Raw genomic sequence first — 23,425 nt, 5'->3', positions numbered from 1 at the left:
GCAAATTCTCGGCTTGTATAACGGCACATCCTGACTGTTCGGCATCTTGTCGTACAACTCGCGCGCGCATATTCTTTGCCCCAAGCATGTCAGACAACTCCCAGGCGACTGCCTCCAGCCTGTGACCTGAACCTGCAGTGACCCGCACAAAAACAATTAGTGGGAGATACACCAGTGACCGATCCCGTCGTTTCGTCCGCGCACCGTGGCGATGACACGCTCGCCAGCGCCGTAGCCAAGGTCAAGCGCCATGTGCTGCCGCTGTTCGTCATCATGTTCATCGTCAACTACCTCGACCGCGTCAACATCGGCTTCATCCGTCCGCACCTCGAAAGCGACCTCGGTATCAGCGCCGCAGCCTACGGCTTTGGCGCAGGCCTGTTCTTCATCGGCTATGCCTTGTTCGAGGTGCCGTCCAACATGCTGCTGCAAAAGGTCGGCGCCCGCATCTGGCTGACCCGCATCATGTTCACCTGGGGCCTGGTGGCAACCGCCATGGCCTTCGTGCAGAACGAAACCCAGTTCTATGTACTGCGGTTCCTGCTTGGCGTCGCCGAAGCCGGGTTCTTCCCTGGCGTGATCTACTACTTCACCCGCTGGCTGCCAGGCGCCGAACGCGGCAAGGCGATCGCCATCTTCCTCAGCGGTTCGGCGGTGGCCTCGCTGATCTCCGGGCCATTGGCCGGGGCGCTGATGCAGGTCCAGGGCCTAGGCCTGCACGGCTGGCAGTGGATGCTGTTCATCGAAGGCATGGCCTCGGTGGCGCTGTGCTTCTTCGTCTGGTTCTGGCTCGACTCCAAGCCGCACGATGCCAAGTGGCTGACCCGTGCCGAGCAGGATGTGCTGGTCGACACGATCGACCGTGAACAGCGCGAGCGCGAGGCAGTGGGGGCGGTCAAGCCGTCGATGTGGTCCTTGCTCAAGGATCGCCAGATCGTGCTGTTCTGCGTGATCTACTTCTGCATCCAGCTGACCATCTATGCCGCGACCTTCTGGCTGCCGAGCATCATCAAGCGCATGGGCGACCTGAGCGACATGGAAGTGGGCCTGTTCAACTCGGTCCCCTGGCTGATCTCGATCATCGCCATGTACGCCTTCGCCGCAGGCTCCTCACGCTGGAAATTCCAGCAGGCCTGGGTGGCCGCCGCGCTGATCGTCGCTGCTGTCGGCATGTTCATGTCCACCACTGGCGGGCCGGTATTCGCCTTTGTCGCGGTGTGCTTCGCGGCCATCGGCTTCAAGTCGGCCTCGGCGCTGTTCTGGCCCATTCCACAGGCCTACCTGGATGCACGCATCGCCGCCGCCGTCATCGCGCTGATCAACTCGGTGGGCAACCTAGGCGGGTTCGTCGCGCCCACCACCTTCGGCCTGCTCGAACAGCACACCGGCTCGATCCAGGGCGGGCTGTACGGCCTGGCCGTGACCTCCGTACTGGCAGCCATCGTGGTGTTCTTCGCCCGCACCGGCCCAAAGTCGCCCGCTTCCAATGACCAGAAACCGCGCTCGGCCTTGAGCCCGACCCACTGAACCTGCAGGAGAACAAGACAATGAACATGCAGACTCAACCTGAATCGATCGGCAGTGCCCAAGTCCACACCGGCACCCCCGTGATCACCGACTTGCGCGTGGTGCCAGTGGCTGGCCACGACAGCATGCTGCTCAACCTCAGTGGCGCCCACGGCCCGTACTTCACCCGCAACATCGTGGTGCTGCGTGACAGCGCCGGCAACACCGGCGTGGGTGAAGTACCGGGGGGCGAGAGCATCCGCCAGACCCTGGAAGACGCCCGCAGCCTGGTGATCGGCCAGCCCATCGGCAACTACCAGCGCGTGCTCAACAGCATGCGCCAGACCTTCGCCAACCGAGATTCGGCCGGGCGCGGCCTGCAGACCTTCGACCTGCGCATCACCGTGCACGCGGTCACCGCCATCGAGGCCGCGCTGCTCGACCTGCTGGGCCAGCACCTTGGCGTACCCGTCGCAGCCCTGCTCGGTGAAGGCCAGCAGCGCGATGCCGTGAAGATGCTGGGCTACCTCTTCTATATTGGTGACCGTGCCCGCACCGACCTGGCCTACCGCAGCGAAGCCGAGGCGGACAACGACTGGTTCCGCCTGCGCCATGAAGAGGCCCTGACCCCCGAGGCCGTGGTCCGCCTGGCCCAGGCCGCCAAGGACCGCTACGGCTTCAGCGACTTCAAGCTCAAGGGTGGCGTGCTGCGCGGCGAAGAAGAGATGGAGGCCGTGACCGCCCTGGCCGAGCACTTCCCCGAAGCGCGCATCACCCTGGACCCCAACGGCGCCTGGTCGCTGCGCGAGGCCATCGCCCTGTGCCGCGACAAGCATCACGTGCTGGCTTACGCCGAGGACCCTTGCGGCGCCGAGAACGGGTACTCGGGCCGTGAAGTGATGGCCGAGTTCCGGCGCGCCACCGGGCTGCCCACCGCGACCAACATGATTGCCACCGACTGGCGGCAGATGGGCCATGCGATCCAGCTGCAATCGGTGGACATCCCCCTGGCCGACCCGCATTTCTGGACCATGCAGGGTTCCGTCCGGGTCGCGCAGATGTGCAACGACTGGGGCCTGACCTGGGGCTCGCATTCGAACAACCACTTCGACATTTCCCTGGCCATGTTCACCCAGGTTGCCGCTGCTGCGCCGGGCGAGATCACCGCCATCGACACCCACTGGATCTGGCAGGACGGCCAGCGCCTGACCCGCGAGCCACTGCGTATCGTCGATGGGCACGTGCGCGTGCCGGAGCGTCCGGGGCTGGGTGTCGAGCTGGATGAAGACCAGTTGGCCAAGGCCCACGAGTGCTATCGCAACATGGGGCTCGGCGCGCGGGATGACAGCGTCGCGATGCAGTTCCTGGTGCCAGGTTGGTCGTTCGACAACAAGCGGCCATGCCTGGTGCGGTGACCCGCCGGGCTTCTCCCCCCTGTGTAGGAGCGGCCTTGTGTCGCGAAACGAGGGCGAAGCCCTCGCCGGGGCGCATGACTGTCGCGTTGCGCAATGGTGGCAGGGGACCCCGCATATGGTCGGGTCTATCTGCAGCGCCTAATCGATTCTGGGGCCGCCTTGCGGCCCTATCGCGCGGTCCGGCGTCCCGGCACAAGGCCGCTCCTACACAGGGCCCGGCTGCGCCGGCCATGGCTACCTACCAAAAAAACCCTGAGTCATCTCCACAAACGCCCCCAACACCGGATTCGGACTGTCCCTGCAAAACGCCAGGAAGATCTCCGCCTGCTGCTCCGTCCCCACCAGCGGCCGAAATACCACGTGCTCCATCCGCAACGCCTGGGCCGACGCAGGCACCACCGCGCACCCAAGCCCCACATTCACCAGTCCGATGATCGAGTGCGTCTGCCCCAGTTGATGCACATACCGTGGCTGCACATGGTGCCGGGCAAACAGGTTGGCAATACGGTCATGGAAATAGCGCCCCTCGCTGTCGGTGTACATCACGAAAGGCTCCCCATCGAAATCCGCCGGGCTCAACTGTTCACGCCCCGCCAGCGGATGGCCGGCGGGGAGGGCTGCGACAAAGGGCTCGCTCTTGATCGGCACATATTCCACCCGCGCACTGGGCGTCACCTGGCGCACGAACCCGATGTCGATCAAGCCGGTTTCCAACGCATGCACCTGGCTGCTGGACACCCGCTCGCTCAGCACCAGGTCGATGCCCGGCAATTGCGCAGCGGCGTGCACCAGCAGCTGCGGGATCATGCTGTAGGCCCCGACGGCGGTAAAACCCAGGGTCAGCCGACCAGCCTCGCCATGGGCAATACGCCGTGCCGACTGCGCGGCCAGCTCAGCGGTCTGCAGCACGCGCCTGGCATCTTCCAGAAAATTCTGCCCGGCGGGCGTCAGGCGCGCCTGGCGATTATTGCGCTCGAGCAACAGCACGCCGAGGTCATGTTCCAGCAGCTGGATCTGCCGGCTGAGCGGTGGCTGGGTCATGTGCAGGCGAAGGGCGGCCCGGCCGAAATGCAGCTCCTCGGCCACGGCGACGAAGCAACGCAACTGGTGAAGCTCCATGATTCAATTCCTGAATTATTCGATCCAGTATCTATATTAGACCTGTATCGATTGCCGTCCTAGCATCGGACTTACCCACTCGAACTGCCGGACACGCAATGAACAATCACAAGAACGAACTGTTGCTCACCCAGCCCGTGCCCGACGCGATCGACCAGGCCCTGGTGCAGGACTACCTCGTCCATCGCCTCTACCAGCATGATGATCCACAAGCCTTGCTGGCCGACGTCGGCCCGCGCATTCGCGGCGTGGTCACCGGCGGTGCCAAGGGGCTCTCCAACGCCCTGATGGATCAGCTGCCCGCCCTCGAGATCATTGCCATCGCCGGTATCGGCACCGACGCAGTCGACCTGCCCAAGGCCGCGGCTCGCAACATCTGCGTCACCACCACCCCCGGCGTGCTGACCGACGACGTTGCCGACATGGCCATCGGCCTGATCATCTCGACCCTGCGCCGTCTTGGCGAAGGCGAGCGGCTGGTGCGCAACGGCCAGTGGGGCCGGGTCAACCTGCCGCTGGCGCGCAAGGTCAGCGGTATCGACCTGGGCATCGTCGGGTTGGGCCGGGTCGGCCATGCCATTGCCCGGCGCGCCGCCGCGTTCGACATGCGCATCGCCTACACCGACCTGCAGGAACAGCCCGACAGCGGCTATCGCTTCGTCGGCGACCTTACGGCCCTGGCGCGCTCGGTGGATGTGCTGGTGCTGGCGGCCTCGGCCGACGACGGCAAGGCCATTGTCACCGCCGAGGTGCTCGAAGCCCTGGGCCCGGACGGTTACCTGGTCAACGTCGCACGCGGCAAGCTGGTGGATGAAGACGTGCTGGTCGAGGCCCTGCGCGAGCGGCGTATCGCCGGTGCCGGCCTGGATGTATTCGTCGACGAACCCAACGTGCCGCCCGCGCTCCACGACCTCGACCACGTCAGCCTGCAGCCGCACCGCGCCAGCGCCACCTTGCAGACGCGCCTGGAGATGGGCCGCATGGTCTTGCTCAACCTGGCCGCCTGCTTCGCCGGTGAACGACCACCGCACCGAGTGGGCCGAGGCTAGACGACCGCGCCACTTTCCTCCTGACAAGAACAATCGCTTCCCGCGAGAAGCAAGAGGGGCATCATGAATACCAAGTCCGCCGTTGCCACGCCGGTCGAACAGAGCGCCGTGGGTCGCCACCGCTTTCTGGTCCTGGCGCTGATCTTCGTCATCACCGTCATCAACTACGCAGACCGCGCCACCTTGTCGATCACCGGCACCGAAGTGCTGGCAGACCTGAGCCTGGACCCGGTGATGCTCGGCCTGATCTTCTCGGCCTTTGCCTGGGCCTACGCGCTGGGCCAGGTGCCTGGCGGCTGGCTGCTGGACCGCTACGGCGCGCGGCGGGTGTATGGCATCAGCCTCATCCTGTGGTCGGTGTTCACCTTGCTGCAAGGCACTGTGGGCTGGATGGGCCTGGCCGGCGCCTCGGCGGCGGTGGCACTGTTCTCGATGCGCTTCATGCTTGGCCTGGTCGAGTCTCCGGCGTTTCCCGCCAACTCGCGCATCGTCAGCTGCTGGTTCCCGACCCGCGAGCGCGGCACCGCCTCGGCGCTGTTCAACTCGGCGCAGTACATGGCCGTGGTGGTGTTCGCCCCGCTGATGGCCTGGATGACCCACACCCTGAGCTGGGAGCAGGTGTTCATCTGGATGGGTGTGCTCGGGCTGGTGCTGAGCGTGGTGTGGTTCCGCCTGTACCACGAGCCGCACAACGCGCCGGGGCTGTCGCGCAGCGAGCTGGAATACATGCGTGAAGGTGGCGCCCTGGTCGACCTGGAAAAAGACCGCAAGTCCGCCAAGAGCAAGCCCACCCGCGCCGAAGTGATGCAGCTGTTCACCAGCCGCAACCTGTGGGCGGTGTACCTGGGCCAGTACTGCATCACCGCGCTCACCTACTTCTTCATCACCTGGTTCCCGATCTACCTGATCAAGGGCCGCGGCATGACCATCATGGAAGCCGGCTGGGTAGCTGCGCTGCCGGCGATCTGCGGGTTTACCGGCGGGATCCTCGGCGGGTTGCTGTCGGACTGGCTGATCAGCCGTGGCGTGCATCCCTCCAAGGCGCGCAAGACACCGTTCGTGCTCGGCATGGGGTTGTCCACCGTGCTGGTGCTGGCCAACTACGTCGACGCCAACTCCGCGGTGATCATGCTGATGGCCCTGGCATTCTTCGGCAAAGGCTTCGCCGCGGTGGGCTGGGCCGTGCTGTCCGACGTGGCGCCCAAGAAGATGGTCGGGCTGTGCGGCGGCGTGTTCAACGGCATCGGCAACGTGGCCGGCATTGTCACCCCATTGGTGATCGGCTACGTAGTCGCCACCACTGGCTCGTTCCATAACGCACTCTGGTTCGTCGCCGCCCATGGCGTGCTGGCGATCTTCGCTTACCTGTTGCTGGCCAGGCGCTTCGAGCGTACCGGGCAGGCGTAGGCAGACGCCCGGCAACAGGGCCCCGGTCATGACCGGGGCTTTTTTTTGTCTGTCTTGAGGGGGGTGGCGGTCATGGGATTGAGCGTCGGCCGCGGGGCGTGCGCTTGGGCCTTGTGGCGACCTTGAGATCGAGCGCCGCCCGCGCGGCGCATCGCGGGACAAGCCCGCTCCCACATTTGTTGCAACATGCCATGGCCTGTGGGATTTGGGTTGTCAGCCCTGGTGCATGACGGAAGACGGGTGGGGGGCGGTGTGCTCGCCACAAGATCTTCGCCGTACAGACAAGGCTAAGACTCCAGTTTGTCAGGTCATGGCACGTTGCAACAAATGTGGGAGCGGGCTTGTCCCGCGATGCGCCGCGCGGGCGGCGCTCGATCTCAAGGGCGCCACAAGGCCCCAAGCGCACACCCCTTAACCCCCGCATGACGCCCCCAGACAACCCTTGTCGTGATCAAACACCCCCGTGGCGTTTTCAAGTAATTTGCCTTCGCCCCCCACGGCTTAAAGTGGACCCCGCTTCTCATCCACGCGTCGCTCTTGAAACGTGATCAAGTCAACAACAGAGCGTGAGCGACCGTGTCTATCATCCGTTTCTTCCAAGGAGGCCCTTTCGCCTACGCCTGCCCGTCCTTTCCTGTGTCAGCAAAAAGAGAACAAGATCAATGAACACCGTGGGATCTGATGGTAGTAACCTTGCGCAAGGTTTCAAACCACGTCACGTCACGATGCTGTCGATTGCCGGCATCATCGGAGCGGGACTGTTCGTAGGCTCCGGGCATGCCATTGCGGCAGCCGGGCCCGCCACCATAATCGCCTATCTCGTCGCTGGGACGCTTGTCGTCCTGGTGATGCGCATGCTCGGCGAAATGGCTGTCGCCAACCCCGACACCGGCTCGTTTTCCACCTATGCAGACCAGGCCATCGGCCGCTGGGCCGGCTTCTCCATCGGCTGGCTGTACTGGTGGTTCTGGGTGCTGGTGATCCCCATCGAAGCCCTGGCCGCAGGCCATGTGCTCAACAACTGGTTCCCCGAGGTCGGCAGCTGGTTCTTCGCCTTGCTGTCGGTGGTGCTGCTGGCAGGCACCAACCTGTTCAGCGTGGCCAAGTACGGCGAGTTCGAGTTCTGGTTCGCGATCCTCAAGGTAGCGGCGATCATCGCCTTCATCAGCCTGGGGTTCAGCGCCCTGATGGGCTGGCTTCCGGACCGCGAGGTCAGTGGCCTGAGCACCCTGGTCGAGGAGTACGGCGGCTTTGCCCCCAAGGGCGCATCAGCCGTGGTCGGCGCCTTCATCACCGTGATGTTCAGCTTCATCGGCACCGAGGCCGTGACCATCGCCGCCGCCGAATCGAACAACCCGGCGCGCAACATCGCCCGGGCCACGCGCTCGGTGATCTGGCGGATCAGCACCTTCTACCTGCTGTCGATCTTCGTGATCATCTCCATCGTCCCGTGGAACGACCCGCAACTGGCCGTGGTGGGTTCCTACCAGCGCGCGCTGGAATTGATGAACATCCCGTACGCCGCCTTCCTGGTGGACTTCGTCGTGCTGGTCGCCGTGGCCAGCTGCATGAACTCCTCCATCTACATCGCCTCCCGGATGATGTACTCGCTGGCCAAGCGCGGCGAAGCCCCGGCGATGCTGAAGAAGACCTCCAGCGTCGGCGTACCGCGGTCAGCGGTGTTCGGCAGCACCTTGATCGGCGCCGCCATAGCCATCCTCAACTTCTTCGCGCCCAAGGGCGTGTTCGAGTTCCTGCTGGCCAGCTCCGGCGCCATCGCCTTGCTGGTGTACCTGGTGATTGCCATCTCCCAGCTGCGCATGCGTAACCGCATGCAGCGCCAGAACATCGAGATCCCGTTCAGGATGTGGCTGTTCCCCTGGCTCACCTGGGCAGTGATCATCTTTATCAGCTGCGCGTTGGGCGTGATGATGTTCACCGAAGAGCACCGCGCCGAAGTGACCTCGACCATCGGTTTGGCGCTGGTGATCTCGTTCCTCGGGATCATCTCGTCACGCCGGCACCAGGCGCGGGATGCCTTGGTTGCGCGGTCGATGGGGTAGCCCGGACAAGGTGCCTGGCTGCTCCCCCCCATGTAGGAGCGGCCTCGTGCCGGGACGCCGGACCGCGCGAAATGAGGGCAAAGCCCTCACCGAAGCGCATCACTACCAGGTTGTGCAATGCTGCCAGGGAACACCGGATGCATTCAGTCGGCCCTTGTAGCGTTTCTGCGATCTTAGGGCCGCTTCGCGCCCCCTTCGCGACACGAGGCCGCTCCTACAGGGGGCGGCGCCTGGACCAGGAAACGAACCAAATCAATCCCTCACCTGCAAGAGCACGAGCAAGACCCTAATCCGCCTCACGCCAGATCAGCTTGCTGGTGTCATACCCCTGCTTCTGCGCCTGGGCCAGCAATTCATGCCGGGTCTGGTCATTCACGATGGGCGTACGCGACAGCAGCCACAGGTACTCCCGGTTCGGATGCCCAACCAGCGCCACCCGATAATCATCGTCATGGAACAGCACCCAGTACTCGCCCTTGGTCACCGAAGGCAGCAACCGGCTGAACCAGTTATCAAACTGCACCCAGAGCTTGTCCGTCTGGCCCGGCACCTGGGGTTCGGCGACGCCCTTGGCTTCAGTCCATTCCCCATCTTCATCGCGGCAGCGATTGTCGACATCGACCCGCCCGTCCTCCCGCACGCCGTAGCGCGCCTCGGACTGCACGCAATTGCGTTGGAAGAACATCGGCAGCCGCGCCAACTCATACCAGGTGCCCTGGTAGCGCTGCAGGTCGACCTGCATCGTCGATGGCGGAGCCTCATGGTTATCGTTCGAATTCACGCACCCGGCCAAGGCCAGGGTCAGGCAGGAAAGCAGCAGTAGCGGACGCTTCACCTTGGATTCCTCCACGGGTTATCGGACCAAGCCCACGTCCCGAGAGGGGGAGGGGGTTTCAGGTTCGATACCGGTCTACAGTGAAAGTTGAGTTTTTCGGCTGTCCATCGCAACTACCACCTGAACAACACCCAAACCAGGGAAACACTCCATGAGCACCACCATCACCCTGAAAACCCTGATCGAACAAGCAACCCAAGGCACCATCCGCGAACTGGAACTGCTCTCCATGGAAGGCGGCTTCTACCTGCTGCGCGCACACCTGGCCTCGGAAACATGCCGAGTAGTCACCGACCAGGGCCACCCTTTGAAACTGCGCTCCACCACAGAGCTCCGTGACCACCTTCACGCATTTCCATCAATCCCCTGCGTCCTGGTCCAACACGTAGCCCATGACGAAATGTGCGGCCACACACCCACCGACATAGAGCCCCTCCGCGTCCCCTTCACCCTGGAGCGCCAGTTCTGATCACTGGAAAAACCCACCAGATACCCGCCCTGATAGATTCCCTAAATCGCTTCGGCCTCCGCCATTCGTCGGGTAAATCACTGCCCATGACTACCACTCAATAAATCTCGCAGCTTACTACCCAACCACCTGACAGGTGGCACTTCGCGACTACCCCTCTCACCAGAAGTTTCATATAAAACTTTGATGGCCAAGTAATGGCACTCCCGCCCGGTTTTCTGAGATTCTGCCTATCCAAGATTCGAAGAATTCCAGGTCCCGTATGGCCAGCACCGCTCCAATCCCCTTCAACGAAAAAGACCGGCTGGCCCGCGTGACCGAGATGTGCATCCTGGCCAAGGAGACAGATGCCGAGCTCGATGCCCTGGTGTCCATGGTCTCCCAGCGCTTCGCCATGCCCATCTGCCTGATCTCGATCGTCAGCGCCCGCCAGCAGTGGTTCAAGGCCAAGGTGGGCCTGGACAGCGATAGCACCTCGCGTGACGTGTCGTTCTGCGCCCACACCATCCTCGGCGTAGCGCCACTCGAAATCACTGACGCCACGCTCGATTCAAGGTTTAACGCCAACCCCCTGGTGACCGGCGCACCGGGTATCCGCTACTACTGCGGCGCACCGCTGGTTACCGAGGACGGCTACGCGATCGGCAGCCTCTGCCTGATCGACACCGTCTCCAGAGCCGCCATGAGCGACGCCGACCTCACAGCCCTCGTCGACTTCGCCGCATTGGCCATGAAGATGCTGACCGGCATCCGCCTGCGAAACTTCCTCGACCAGCCCACAGGACTGTGGAACCGCGTACGGCTCGAGTTCGACGTGGCAAACCACCTCGCCCAGAAAGGCGACTTCGTCCTGCTGGCGATCGACATCATGCCCGTCAAGGTGCTGAACGACATCGTCAAGGCCCTGGGCTACAACTACGCCCACGACCTCACCCTGCGCGTGAAAAGCCTGATCGTCGGCCAGCTGGGCAGCGGCATCCAGCTCTACAAGATCAGCCCCACACGCTTCGGTTTCATCCTTCCCAGCGCCGCCGACGTCAGGCGCGTGTGCAGTGAACTCGTGCAGGCCCTGCTGCCCCCCGTGGAGTGCCACGGCATCCCCGTCTCGCTCGATGCAGGCATTGGCGTGCTCCCGGTCTCCCGCACCGGCGGCCACGACCTGGAGTGGCTCCGCTGGGTCGTCAACGCCGCCGAAGACGCACGGCATTGCCCACGGCGTTGGTCCTACTACGATCCCGAAATGGACGCCGCCCAGCGCCGGGCATTCCTGTTGCTGAGTTCCTTGTCCCAAGCCCTGGCCAGCCCGAACCAGTTCCGCCTGGAATTCCAGCCCCGCATCGACCTTCAATCCGGCGAGTGCCGCTCGGCCGAAGCACTGCTTCGCTGGCAGCACCCCGTGCTCGGCGCCATCTCCCCGGCCGAGTTCATCCCCCTGGCGGAAAAGACCGCCCTGATCACCGACATCAGCGTGTGGGTCATGGTCTCGGTGGTCCGTTACCTCAAGCATTGTCCTGTGAGAGACCTGACCGTCAGCATGAACGTGACCGCCCGCGACCTGGAGAGCTGCGCGTTCATCGACAGATTGCTCGAAGAGCTCGCCAGCCACGGCGTCGATCCCATCCGCATCGAGCTGGAGTTCACCGAAAGCGTGCTGATCGAGCACCCCGAGGTGGTCGAGCAGCAACTGCAGCGCGCCCGGCGCGTGGGCATCACCGTGGCGATCGATGACTTTGGTACCGGCTATAGCAACTGGGCGTACCTGAGCCGGATTCCGGCGGCGGTGGTGAAGCTGGACAAGACGCTGATCCAGAAGATCTTCGCCAGTGAGAAGGATGCGTTGCTGGTCAGGACGTTGATCGACCTGGCGGGGGAGTTGGGGTATCGGGTGGCGGCGGAGGGGATTGAGACGGTCGAGGTGCTGGAGCAGGTGAAGGCGTGGGGGTGTGCTGAGGCGCAGGGCTTCTATCTGGCGCGGCCGATGTCGAGTGGCGACTTCGAGCGTTGGCATGAGGCGCAGAGCGTTTGATCCTGAACCGTGACTCGCTTGGAATCAGGAGTTTCGATACGAGGCATTGAGAAATTTCACGCAAAGATTGGTTAGCTTTCCTTTGAAGCCGCGGAGAAATACCTCAACTTTTCCTGCCTCCGTGTAGGCCATCTCCGAATCATCTGCACGCGGACCTCAAGCCGTTGCGAGGGTCTCGGGAGCGCTCTAGTCTCGCCAAAGTCGCTGGGCAAACCGGCGACCGGTTTGCCAGGCCCTCTGATAATCACATACCAGAGACTGGTTCGACTTTATTCGGCAAATGATCGAGGCGCTGCCAGCATGAGCGAATCAAGAACACCCCACAGTGCAACAGACGACCGCTTCGACGAAGTGCTCGCGCTGATCCACGGCGCCAGGCAGCGGGCCATGCAGGCGGTGAATACCCAGCTGATTGAACTGTACTGGCAGGTCGGTGCGTATATCAGCCGCAAGCTGGAACAGGCTGAATGGGGGGATGCCGTGGTCGGTCAGTTGGCCGATCATCTGGCGCGAACCCAGCCGGGACTCCGTGGTTTTACCCGGTCTAATTTGTTCCGCATGCGTCAGTTCTATGAGGTCTACCGAAACGAGGGAAAAGTCGCGGCACTGCCGCGACAATTGTCCTGGACCCATAACCTGATCATCTTCGGCCAGAGCAAGCGCCCGGAAGAGCGCGAGTTTTACTTGCGGATGGCGATCAAGGAAAAATGGTCGAGCCGTGAGCTGGAGCGCCAGTTAAAGGCAGCACTGTTCGAGCGCAGCATCACCCAGCCCGCAAAAGTCTCAGCAGTGCTGAGACAGTCTCACCCCTCGGCCCTGGAGGTATTCCGCGACGCCTACATGGTCGATTTCCTCGACTTGCCTGGCGCCCATGCCGAGGCCGATCTGCATCAGGGGTTGTTGGCGCGGCTCAAGGATTTCCTTATCGAGCTGGGGCGCGACTTCTGCTTCGTCGGCTCTGAATACCCCCTGCAAGTAGGCGGGCGTGATTTCGCCCTGGACCTGCTGTTCTTCCACCGTGGCCTCAACTGCCTGGTGGCCATCGAACTCAAGGTCGGCCGATTCGAGCCAGAGTATCTGGGCAAGCTCGGTTTCTACCTGGAAGCGCTGGACCGAAACGAACGCAAACCCCACGAAAATCCTGCCATTGGTGTGCTGCTGTGTGCCAGCAAGGACGACGAAGTGGTGGAGTACGCGCTCAACCGCAGCTTGTCGCCGGCGCTGATTGCCGAGTATCAGACGCGGTTGCCGGACAAGCAGTTGTTGCAGGCCAAGTTACAGGAGTTCTATGCGTTGGATACTGCGCGGGGGGATGAGTTCTGAGAGGGATGCTGACGGTCTGGCTTTAATGCAACCCCTTGCTGGACATTGCTCAATTCAAAGCATCTACGGAAATACGGCAGATATCCATCCAAGGCTCACACGACCGGTCGCCTGCTTGCTAGGCTTGTCTGCCAAGCCCGGGGCGACGGTGCCCACGTAGCACCGTCCTCCCGTCAGCCTCCCTACAAGTCGCAGCTACGATTGAAGCCGTCGATGTGCAAATCCAGAAAGCAGGTTTTCCTATGAGTGCAGTGATCGGCCAGAAGCTACAGAGCAGTCGCAAAGAACTTCTGGATATCGGGCTTCGCAACAACATGCTCAACTTCCGCAAGACCGCCAAGACCTTGATGGTGGTCGATGAGCTGTCCGAAGAGGTGTTCAAGACCCTCTATCGTCAGGACAAGGCCATGGCCTTTGCGCCAATGGCCCGCAAGAAACTGGTGGACCTGGCCAAGGCCTCCAGGCCGGAGGAGCTGGAGAGCGACACCCCCGGCAACGACGAGTTGTTGCATGAGCTCGATGGCCTGGACTGGAATGCCTTCGCTGAGGACGCAGCCGAGGATGAAACGGGCAAGGCCCGCCGCCATCGCGATACGCGTTTGCAGACTGCCATCGAAGACGAACGTCTTTTCCTCCAGCTGTTGAAGATCCATACCGAGGCCAAGGGCTTCATCGAGGAGCAGGGCGTCAACACGCTATTCCTGTCCCTGGGTTTCCTGCATTGGTACGAAGCGGACAGCTCTGAAAACCTGCGCAAGGCGCCTCTGATCCTGCTGCCCGTCACGCTTGAACGCAGCGGGGCGAAGGACGCGTTCAAGCTGAAGTACTCCGGTGACGAGCTGATGCCGAACTTGTCCCTGGTCGCGAAGCTCAAGACGGACTTTGGCCTGGACCTGAGCGCATGTGCGTTCGACGAGGAAACCTTCGACACTGACGAAAACAGCCTGGATCGCTTCTACAGCGATGTCACTGCTGTAATCAGCAAACAAGCGCGTTGGAAGGTTGCCAGTAACGAAATTGCGCTGGGCTTCTTCTCGTTCGGCAAGTTCCTGATGTTCAAGGATCTCGACCCGAAGAGTTGGCCGGAAGACAAGCACCCTGATAACAACCCGGTGATGAAGCGCCTGCTGGGCCCGGGCTTTGGAGATCAGCGCGCGGCATATCCCGAGGACGTGAATATCGACTCGGTGATCAAGCCGGGTGAAGTCCGTTTCGTCAAAGACGCCGACAGCAGCCAGACAGAAGCCATCCTGGAAGTGCGCGAAGGCTCCAACCTGGTCATCCAGGGCCCGCCGGGGACCGGCAAGTCCCAGACGATTACCAACATCATCGCCGAGCTGATCGGGCAGAAGAAAACCGTACTGTTCGTTGCTGAAAAGATGGCGGCACTGGAGGTGGTGAAGCGCCGCCTGGATGAAAGCCATCTCGGCGACGCGGTACTCGAACTGCATTCCCACAAGTCCACCAAGCAGTCCGTGCTCAAGGAGCTGGGACGCACCCTGGATCAAGGTCGGCCACTGAGCAAAGGCGCAGAGGGCGACCTGGCCACCCTGAAAGCGCTGCAGGATGCCCTCAATCATTACTGCGAAGCCGTCAGCGCGCCGGCGGGGGCAAGCGGTTTGCCCTTTATCGACGTGCTTGGCCGCTACCTGAAGATGCAGCGAGTCCATCCCGGATTACCCGTGATCCCGTTTGGCCCAATGGCCGGCTGGAGTTTCGCCGAACAGCAGAAGCATCGAGAGCTGGTCGAAGAACTGGTGCTCCACCTCAAAGCGATGGGCCGGCCCGATCGCAGTCCGTTCTGGGGCAGCCAGCGCACGTTCTTCTCACCCATCGAACAAACCACTGCCAGTGACGCATTGCAGTCGGCGATCTCCCACCTCAACGCCCTGCAATCCGCCACTGCCGCGCTCTCCGAGCGATTGATGCTGACCCAGCCGGCCACCTTGGCAGACGTCGATGTGGTCTGCCGTGCTGCACGGCGTGCGGCGGAGGCGCCGCGGCTCGAAGGCATCAAGATATCCACAGGTGAATGGCAATCGCGTCGCGACGCCATTCGCGAACTGCTCGATGCGGGCGAGAAAATGTCTGCCTGCCGTGACCAGTTCGACAAGCACCTGATCGACGCTGCTTGGGAGCAGGACCTTCTGGACGTTCGCCAGAACCTCCTGGCCTACGGCGACAAGTGGTGGAGAATATTCTCGGGTCGCTTCCGCGCATCGCGCACCCGGCTGCAAGGTCTCGTCCGCGAGGCATTGCCCAAGAGCAACGCCGGCATGCTTGAACTGGTCGACGCGGTCCTGACCTACCAGCAGCACAAGAAGGTGTACGACCAGCACGAAGCCTTGGGCAGCGCGCTGTTCGGCGCCCAGTGGCAACGCCAGAAAACCGATTGGGCCGTGCTCGAGCGCCTGAGTGCCTGGGTGATCCAGCTACATGACGACTTGGGCAACGGGCAGATCCCCCAAGGCATCATCGCCTTCCTGGCCGGACACGCCGATGCCGCTGGACTGGGCGATGCCGTCGCTGGCGTAGAGCAACATGTCAGCGGGCTGGACAAGGCGATCCGTGAATCGCTGGAAGTGACCGGCATGCAGGAGGAGAACGCCAAGGCCGATGTCAGGAAACTCTCCCTGCCCGCCCTGGAAGCGCGTTTGCAGGAATGGCAAGGCAACCTCAACGCCCTCTACCAGATGTCCCGATTCAACGTGCTCTCGGCACAGATGCTCACCGCCAACTTGAGTGAGCTGCTCAACATCGCCATCAGCCATGACGAGCACGAGAACCTGACCGCCATCCTGGATCTCTCCTGGTACGCAGGCCTGGTGCAATCGGTGTATGCCCAGAAACCCGCGCTCCAGCAGTTCGACCGGATCAAGCACGAGCACCAGATCGCGCGCTTCAAGTCGCTCGATCTCGCGTCGCTCAATCACGCCCAGACGTCCCTGGCCAAGCAGGCGTGGGAGGGGATGCCCAATATCAACCAGCCCGGTGAAATGGCCGTACTGCGCGCCGAGCTGAACAAGAAGCGCCGCCATATACCGATCCGGCAACTGATCGAGAAAGCGGGGCGAGCGATCCAGCAGATAAAGCCGGTGTTCATGATGAGCCCGATGTCGATCGCCAACTTCCTTCCACCCGGCAAGCTCGAGTTCGACGTGGTGGTATTCGACGAAGCCTCCCAGGTGAAAGCCGTCGATGCCTTCGGTGCCATCATGCGCGGCAAGCAGGTCGTGGTCGTGGGCGACACCCGCCAGATGCCGCCTACCGACTTCTTCAGTCGTGACGTCGAGATGGACGACGAAGACGGGGCGACCGCCGACATCGAAAGTATCCTGAGCATGTTCAAGGCCGCGGGTAGCCAGGAGCGCTACCTGCGCTGGCACTACCGGAGCCGGCACGAGTCGTTGATCGCGGTCTCCAACGTCGAGTTCTACGACAGCAAGCTGGTGGTCTTCCCCTCGGCGGGCCAGCATCCCGATGCCACGGGCATCAGCTTCGACTACCTGCCCGAGGCGATCTACGACCGGGGCCGCACCCGCACCAACAAAGGCGAAGCCAAGGCCGTCGCCAAGGCCGTCATGGAGCACGCGATCCGCACGCCCGGCCTGTCGCTGGGCGTGGCTGCCTTCAGCGTGGCGCAGCGTGATCTCATCCAGGTCGAGATCGAGTTGCTGCGTCGGCAGTCCCCGGAAGCGGAAGCCTTCTTTACCGCCCAGGGGAGCGAGCCATTCTTCGTCAAGAACCTGGAAAACATCCAGGGCGATGAGCGCGACAAGATCTTCATCAGCATCGGCTACGGGCGTAACGAGTCCGGCCGCGTTGACAAGGCGTTTGGCCCGGTCAACCGCGAGGGCGGCCACCGCCGCCTCAACGTCCTGATCACCCGGGCCAAACTGGCGATGCGCGTGTTCTGCAACTTCAGGGCGGAAGAGCTTGAACTCGACGCCAACGCCCCCCTGGGCGTCAGGGCGCTGAAGAACTTCCTCAAGTATGCCGAGACAGGCGAACTCGAAGTCGCACGCGAGACCGGCAAAGCTGCGGACTCCCCGTTCGAGCTGGAAGTGATCGAGGCGCTGCGAGAGCGAAACTATGTGGTGGAACCGCAGGTAGGCACCGCAGGCTACTTCATCGATATCGCCGTCAAGGATCCCGAGTATCCAGGGCGCTATGTCCTGGCGATCGAATGCGATGGCGCGGCCTATCACAGCTCCCGCTCGGCGCGTGACCGGGACCGCCTGCGCCAAGGCGTGCTGGAAGGCCTGGGCTGGAACTTCCACCGGATCTGGAGCACGGACTGGTTCCGCAACCCGCAGCAGGAAACCACCCGCGTCGTGGCAGCGATCGAGGCGGCTCGTGCCAGGATCGCCGAGGGACGGCATGCGCTCCCCGAGGTGGCACCTGAACCCAAGCACGAGATTGTGCGCGGAGAGCCGGCCGTGGAAACCATGCCGAGTTCGAGCAGGCAATACGTGAAAGCGCGCCTGGCCCCCGTGGCCTCGCTGAACGAGCTGCATCAGGAAAAGCCGGAGAGCCTGATGCAGATGATTCGTACGGTGGTCGAGGTCGAGGCACCGGTGCATACCACCGAAGTTACTCGTCGGCTCATGGAGGCGTTTGGTGTGACGCGGGCTGGCTCGAGGATTACCAACGCGGTCGACCAGGCTATTCGGCTTGGTGTGCAGCACAGGTTGTTCCACGGGCGGGGTGGGTTCATGTATTCGGTTGAAAACAAGGCCGTCCCTATCCGCAGCCGCGCCCATTGGGAGTCTTCCGAGCGCAAGGTCGAGTGGATTGCTCCTGAAGAGCTGGACCAGGCGCTGGTAGAAACCGTCACGCTAGGATTCTCGATGAGCCGCGAAGATGTCATTTCCGGAGCGCTGGCGCTGCTGGGCTTTGGGCGGGCGACGGCGAAGATTGCTGGGATGGTTGATGAGCGGATTGTTGCGCTGGCCAACGAGGGGAGGTTGCGGATGGTTGATGGGGTGGTGACTCCAGTGGCTTCGTCTTGACCCATTGGGGTTAGAGCCCAAGGCAATCGTGTCAGCACTGCTGACACGATTGCCTTGGGCTCACAACTTCAAAGCTGACCCCGTTCGTGTGGGAGATTCTACGGTGCTTTACAAGGATGCGTTGATCGCATCGACCCGCAGCGACTGGGGCAACGCCAGCATAGTCTGATCTGCGATCAGGCTATTGCGCGTGCGCGGTTCTCTGAGGCGTACTCAGATGACGAGAAAGTCTCACCGCTGGTGAGACAATTCCTCTGGTCCCATAACCTGATCATCTTCAGCCAAAGCAAGCGCCTGCCAGGGCGCTGCGGAATCGACGTGAACATGTTTCTGCTTCTTCGGCAGGAGCGGTGTATCAAGCGTGCCCAGCGTGAACACGCATCGATAACTGCTCCGGCGATACCTCGGACCCTCACGCAACCGGCGCATTGCGAAACACTTGCCCGCGCCTCAGCGGAATCGTAGCGCAGCTCGCCAGGCCGAACACTGCAGCGACCACTATCCAGCCCAGTCCGTTGGCATACAACGGCACGGTCGAGGCCAGCAATGCATCCGCGCTTGCGGGCAACAGTGCGAAAGCCTTGAGTGCGTCGATCATGCCCATGATGCCCGCGCCCGTGACCGCGCCGGCATACACCGATTGATGCCCGCCAAAAAACCGATTGAGAAACACCAGGGCGATCAAGGTAATCGCGATCGGGTACAGGAACAGCAGGATAGGGGAGGCGAGGTTGAGGATGGAAGTCAGGCCAAAGTTGGTGATCACCAGGCTCAGCAGGCCCAGCGTGACCGCCCACGCCTTGTAGCTGAAAGCGGGGAACACGCGGCTGAAATAATCAGCCACCGATGCCAGGCACGCGACCGCCGTTGTCAGGCCAGTGAGCAGGACGATCACTGCGAGCATCACCACGCCGGTACTGCCGAGCAGCAGGTCGACGATGCCGGTCAACGCTTGGCCGCCATTGCTGGAGAGGCCCAGTACTTCAAAGCTGCTCGCGCCCATGCCCGCCAGCGACAGTTGTACGGCCGCCAGGGCTATCACCGCGAAGATACCGGCGCGAACGAACAATCTGGACAACAGCTGCGGCGCCACTCCGGAAAGCCTGGCGGCATCCAGGAAGATCTTGCCGAACACAAAGGCCGCCAGTACATCCATGGTGTAATAACCCTGGGTGAAGCCCACGCTGAAGGCGTTGGCGATGTATTCACCCGAAGGCGCCGCGAAATCGGCGATCGGCGAGATGAGGGACGTCAGCACAATGACCACCAGCAAGATGAGGAAGGTGGGCGTCAGGACATTGCCTATGCGATCGACGAATTTCTTCGGATCCAGCGACAGGTAGAGTGTCACGCCGATGAAGACCACCGAAAACAGCATCAATATCCAGCTGTCAGGCAGCGACAGGCTCGTCACGAAGGGCGTGACCGACACTTCATACACCACCGCAGCGGTGCGCGGCACCACATAGATGGGACCCAGCGTCAGGAACAGAAGCAGCGAAAAGAGCTTTGCAAAGGTGCTGCCGACTCGGTTGGCCAGCGACTCGATAGTACCGCCGGCAATCGACAATGCCAGGATGGCCAGGAACACAAGGCCAACGCCAGTGATCAGGAAACCCGACATCGCGACCCAGGTATTAGTCCCCGCAGCCTGTCCCAAGGGTGGCGCAAAGATGATGTTTCCCGCCCCCAGGAACATGGAAAAAAGAAAGAATGAAAGTGATACGAAGGTTTTAACGCGGATCTTGTCGGTCATGAAGTGTGCCTCGATTTTTATTAGTATCGCAACGGATTGTCATGTCCTTGCGCGAAGAGTCAGAACCGGTTGATGCAATAAGGCCGCAGGTCGAGACTGTTGGCCTGGCCGGTCATGCGATCGGATATCAGCCTGCCGGTCAGGGCGGCGAGCGTGAGGCCGGCATGCTGATGGCCAAAGGCGAAGCCGATTTGCGGACAGTGTGGATGCGTATCGATGACCGGCAGTGAATCGGGAAGGGTGGGCCGCATGCCCATCCACTCGGTTGCTGCCCCCAGGTCAGGCTGGGTCTGCGGCAACAGGGCGCCGAGGTGATGACGCAGGGTTTGATAGCGGGCCGGGTTGGCAGGGAGCTGCACGCCGCCCAACTCACTGAAACCGACAATCCGCAGGCCGCCGTCCAGCGGCGAAATAAAGACGTTGCGGTCAGCGGAACAGATCGGACCGTTGATCAACCCATGGACCTGGGGCAGATTCAGGTGGTAGCCGCGTTCTGCCATCAGCGGGACCGATAGTCCCAACGTCTCGAGCAGCGCCGCGCTATGCGCGCCCGCACATACTATTGCGTTGCCATAAGTGTGTATGCCATTGGCGGTCTTCACTTCCACGCCGCTGCCGACAGGACGAAGGGAAAGCACGTTCTCTTGCCGCCGTTCGCCGCCGCGTTCGATAACCCGTCTCAGCAGCGCCTGGCTCAGCTGATAGGGGTCGCCTACACGATGTGCATCGGGCAGCAGAATCGCGTGGTTGATCCGCCTACGCAAGGCCGGCTCGAGAGCAGCCACCTGGTTGCTGTCGGCAAATTGCGCTGCGATTCCCCAGGCAGAATAAAAGTCCTGTTCCGCCCGAGCGTCACCCAGGCCCTGAGCGTTTTCCCAGACACGCATGTAATGAGTCTGACGCAAGTGTGAGGCGAGTTCTTCCCTGTCAAGCAGCGCCTGCCAGGCGGGTACTGCGAGCTTGAGCAGGGCGGCCAAAGCGCAGCGGCCTTTCTCAACGGACTGTGTACGGGCTGCCATTGCAAACCGAACCATCCATGGAAGGCTGTGGCGCCAGTGTTTCACCGGCACGGCCAAGGCCCCATGCGGATCCCTCAACATCGACCAGGCGTTGCGGATATTCGCGCCGGTAGCCAACGGCTCAATGAGCTCTGTGGCAATGAAACCAGCATTGCCGTACGACGCTCCATGGCCGGGCGTATTGGGGTCGAGCAAGGTGACTCGACAGCCTCGCTCCAGCAATTCCACCGCTGTGCAAAGGCCGATCAGGCCTGCGCCAACCACAGCGTAGCTATTGGAAGTTTCCATGGGTCAGACCCCTGATCTTGATCGGCACGCTATGGCGGATCGCATGTGGATACCGGGTTCGAGCCATCGTCGATGGCCCGTTCATACTTGCATTTACGCAGGGCTTGCCTGGAATGCGTCATAGGCCAGCGAAGCGGCAGCCAAATCTTCCAGCGCGGTGCCGACCGCCTTGAAGACGGTCACCTCGTCGGCGCAGGAGCGTCCAGGGTGTTGACCGCGGCAGAGTTGCTGCAATGTCGCCGCTACCTGCGATTCGCTGAACGCACCGCTCTCGATCGGCGCGAGGATATCACCCGCTTTCAGCAACGCTTCGGCTGTGTCGATGAACACCGTGCCCTTGCTGAAACACTGGTCATCGCTTTCGCGCATGGCAGGCGTGAAGCTGCCGATAAGGTCCAGGTGGGTACCCGGTTTCAGCCATTGGCCATGGATCAACGGCGCAGTCGACAAGGTCGCACAGGTCACGATGTCAGCGTCGCCTGCGGCCTCTTGCAGGTCGTCGACCTCCTGCGCATCGATGCCTTGTGCCCGCAGGTTGGCCGCCATCGCCTGCGCTGACTCGGGGCGAATATCCCACACCAGAACCCGTTCGATCGGACGCACCGATCGGTAGGCTTCCGGTAGCAAGCTGCCCACGCGTCCGGCTCCGACCACCAGCAACGTGCTTGCGTCTGGACGACTCAGCCACTTGGCAGCCAGCGCTGAAGCGGCCGCAGTGCGCCTGGAGGTGATCACGTCCCCATCCAGGATCGCCAGAGGCACTCCGGTCGCAGCGTCGTACAGGATGAACACCGAATGCAGCCCCGGAAGGCCGTGGGCATGGTTGTTCGGGAAGATGGAAACCGTCTTGACCCCCAGCCGCTTGCCCGGCTGCCAGGCAGGCATCAGCAGGAGGATGCCGTTTTCATCGGTGGTGTCGCCGGCGATGGCATGGTTGTGCCGCAGCGGTACCTCGCAACCTTCTTTGAAAAAGGCCTCGATGGCCTGGATCAGCAGGTCAAACGGCAGCTGTGCAGTTGTTTGGCTTTGACTGAGAACGTGCATGCTATGCTCCACTCGATACCGGGGATGGTTGACTCATCTCGCCTGTTTTTTTCGTATAAGAAAATTTATATCGTAAAAGAAACCTTCTCGTCCAGTGCTTTGGTCAGATGGTTGCTGCGTGCGGATGACCTTTATGATTCCAGAAAATAGCGAAACCGCTCTGGCGCCGAGCGCTCCAGAGCTCTCGAGCAGCGTCCTGGCTGAAAAACTGCGATGGCTGCGACGCAACGCAGCCATGACCCTCCAGGAGTTGAACAAGCGCTGCGGCATTTCCGTGTCCACGCTCTCGAAAATAGAAAACGGCCAGCTGTCGCCGACCTACGAGAAGATCGCCGCACTGGCATCAGGCCTGGATGTGGAAGTCGGTGAGCTGTTCAGCCCGGCGACCAGCGCTGCTGCGCCAAGGCGCAGAAGCGTGACCCGTCACGCGCAGGGCGTACCCCACCGCACCGACCAGTACTCCTACGAAATCCTTCACACCGACCTGGCCCACAAGCGCTTCGTCCCGCTGGTGACGACCATTCGCGCGCACGACCGCGCCGAGTTTCCGCAGTTGCTCAGCCATGAAGGCGAAGAGATGGTGTATGTGCTGAGCGGGCAGGTGATCGTGCACACCGAAGGCTACGCGCCCCTGGAATTGGGACCGGGCGATTCGTGCTACTACGACAGCACGATCGGGCATGCGTGTGTGTCTGGTACAGCGGAGGATGCGACGGTGCTGTGGATAAGTTCGCACGCGGACTTGCGGTAGGGGGAGCGCTACACCCTTTGTACAACGGGCGCTGGAAACCCTGTGTCATCCACATACTCGCTGTGATCACCCTCCAGCCATGCAGTTCCTGCACAATTCAGCAGGGAGTACAGCAGGCTGTCTGGTGCTCCACCAAGCAGAGATATTGCAAAGCTCCGGACGATCGGGTGAGGTACGGATCATCCATACGTTGGGCTTGAATGAGGGACGGGCGGGACCTCCAAGGAACGGCCGCTGCGGGTACCCATCAATTGTCCCCTTAAGGGAACATCGTTCAGCACCGTTTCAAGTACAGTCATTTCCAGAAAGGGCCTCTGAGCTCAAATAAAAACAATAGGAGATG

15 protein-coding genes are annotated in these 23,425 nt (G+C 62.0%); 10 read left to right on the top strand and 5 right to left on the bottom strand.

The genetic code is table 11. From position 1 onward, the window contains the following. Positions 1–273: 273 nt before the first annotated feature. Both AC0ZZU_RS08955 and gudD read left to right on the top strand, forming a co-directional pair. Entirely contained in the window at positions 274–1,527 is a 1,254-nt protein-coding gene (locus AC0ZZU_RS08955) for an MFS transporter (protein ID WP_476340335.1), read from the top strand. A 20-nt stretch (positions 1,528–1,547) separates the two neighbouring features. Further along, on the top strand, positions 1,548–2,921 hold the full coding sequence (gudD, locus tag AC0ZZU_RS08950; RefSeq protein WP_476340171.1) for a glucarate dehydratase: 1,374 nt from the start codon (positions 1,548–1,550) through the stop codon (positions 2,919–2,921). 234 nt (positions 2,922–3,155) lie between these two features. Here the strand turns inward: gudD and AC0ZZU_RS08945 are convergent, their stop codons facing one another. Beyond that, positions 3,156–4,040: a LysR family transcriptional regulator gene (locus AC0ZZU_RS08945; protein ID WP_476340170.1), complete on the bottom strand. Its 885-nt coding sequence runs from the start codon at positions 4,038–4,040 to the stop codon at positions 3,156–3,158. A gap of 98 nt (positions 4,041–4,138) precedes the next feature. On the opposite strand from AC0ZZU_RS08945, the gene AC0ZZU_RS08940 reads away from it, so the two are divergent. The 3 genes from AC0ZZU_RS08940 (at position 4,139) to AC0ZZU_RS08930 (ending at position 8,559) form a co-directional block, all read left to right on the top strand. Next, the gene (locus AC0ZZU_RS08940) at positions 4,139–5,089 is read left to right on the top strand and encodes a 2-hydroxyacid dehydrogenase (RefSeq protein ID WP_476340169.1); all 951 of its coding nucleotides are present in this window, start codon (positions 4,139–4,141) and stop codon (positions 5,087–5,089) included. A 63-nt stretch (positions 5,090–5,152) separates the two neighbouring features. Beyond that, entirely contained in the window at positions 5,153–6,496 is a 1,344-nt protein-coding gene (locus tag AC0ZZU_RS08935) for an MFS transporter (RefSeq protein WP_476340168.1), read from the top strand. Positions 6,497–7,158: 662 nt separating this feature from the next. Next, positions 7,159–8,559 (top strand): amino acid permease, encoded by a 1,401-nt coding sequence (locus AC0ZZU_RS08930; RefSeq protein ID WP_476340167.1) that lies wholly within the window; start codon positions 7,159–7,161, stop codon positions 8,557–8,559. A gap of 286 nt (positions 8,560–8,845) precedes the next feature. Here the strand turns inward: AC0ZZU_RS08930 and AC0ZZU_RS08925 are convergent, their stop codons facing one another. After that, the gene (locus AC0ZZU_RS08925) at positions 8,846–9,394 is read right to left on the bottom strand and encodes a lipocalin family protein (RefSeq protein WP_476340166.1); all 549 of its coding nucleotides are present in this window, start codon (positions 9,392–9,394) and stop codon (positions 8,846–8,848) included. A 151-nt stretch (positions 9,395–9,545) separates the two neighbouring features. On the opposite strand from AC0ZZU_RS08925, the gene AC0ZZU_RS08920 reads away from it, so the two are divergent. From AC0ZZU_RS08920 to AC0ZZU_RS08905, 4 genes are all read left to right on the top strand, one after another. Then, on the top strand, positions 9,546–9,863 hold the full coding sequence (locus AC0ZZU_RS08920; RefSeq protein WP_476340165.1) for a DUF6482 family protein: 318 nt from the start codon (positions 9,546–9,548) through the stop codon (positions 9,861–9,863). A gap of 262 nt (positions 9,864–10,125) precedes the next feature. After that, positions 10,126–11,889, top strand: a complete 1,764-nt coding sequence (locus tag AC0ZZU_RS08915; protein ID WP_476340164.1) for a sensor domain-containing diguanylate cyclase — start codon at positions 10,126–10,128, stop codon at positions 11,887–11,889. A 300-nt stretch (positions 11,890–12,189) separates the two neighbouring features. Then, positions 12,190–13,212, top strand: coding sequence for a PDDEXK nuclease domain-containing protein (locus AC0ZZU_RS08910; RefSeq protein WP_476340163.1), 1,023 nt, complete (start codon positions 12,190–12,192; stop codon positions 13,210–13,212). A gap of 242 nt (positions 13,213–13,454) precedes the next feature. Next, positions 13,455–18,224 (top strand): DUF3320 domain-containing protein, encoded by a 4,770-nt coding sequence (locus AC0ZZU_RS08905; protein WP_476340162.1) that lies wholly within the window; start codon positions 13,455–13,457, stop codon positions 18,222–18,224. Between the two features lie 412 nt (positions 18,225–18,636). Here the strand turns inward: AC0ZZU_RS08905 and brnQ are convergent, their stop codons facing one another. From brnQ to lhpI, 3 genes are all read right to left on the bottom strand, one after another. Next, a complete protein-coding gene (brnQ, locus tag AC0ZZU_RS08900) occupies positions 18,637–19,980 on the bottom strand; it encodes a branched-chain amino acid transport system II carrier protein (RefSeq protein ID WP_476340161.1) in 1,344 nt (447 codons plus the stop codon). A gap of 59 nt (positions 19,981–20,039) precedes the next feature. Continuing rightward, positions 20,040–21,287 carry an NAD(P)/FAD-dependent oxidoreductase gene (locus tag AC0ZZU_RS08895; protein ID WP_476340160.1) on the bottom strand — a complete coding sequence of 416 codons (1,248 nt, stop codon included), beginning with the start codon at positions 21,285–21,287 and terminating at the stop codon, positions 20,040–20,042. A gap of 93 nt (positions 21,288–21,380) precedes the next feature. Then, positions 21,381–22,331 carry a bifunctional Delta(1)-pyrroline-2-carboxylate/Delta(1)-piperideine-2-carboxylate reductase gene (lhpI, locus tag AC0ZZU_RS08890; protein ID WP_476340158.1) on the bottom strand — a complete coding sequence of 317 codons (951 nt, stop codon included), beginning with the start codon at positions 22,329–22,331 and terminating at the stop codon, positions 21,381–21,383. Between the two features lie 133 nt (positions 22,332–22,464). On the opposite strand from lhpI, the gene AC0ZZU_RS08885 reads away from it, so the two are divergent. Then, the gene (locus AC0ZZU_RS08885) at positions 22,465–23,082 is read left to right on the top strand and encodes a helix-turn-helix domain-containing protein (RefSeq protein ID WP_476340156.1); all 618 of its coding nucleotides are present in this window, start codon (positions 22,465–22,467) and stop codon (positions 23,080–23,082) included. Positions 23,083–23,425 lie beyond the last annotated feature (343 nt).

This window comes from Pseudomonas sp. JE3303, assembly GCF_056312565.1.
This window is presented reverse-complemented; position numbering and strand designations above follow the sequence as displayed.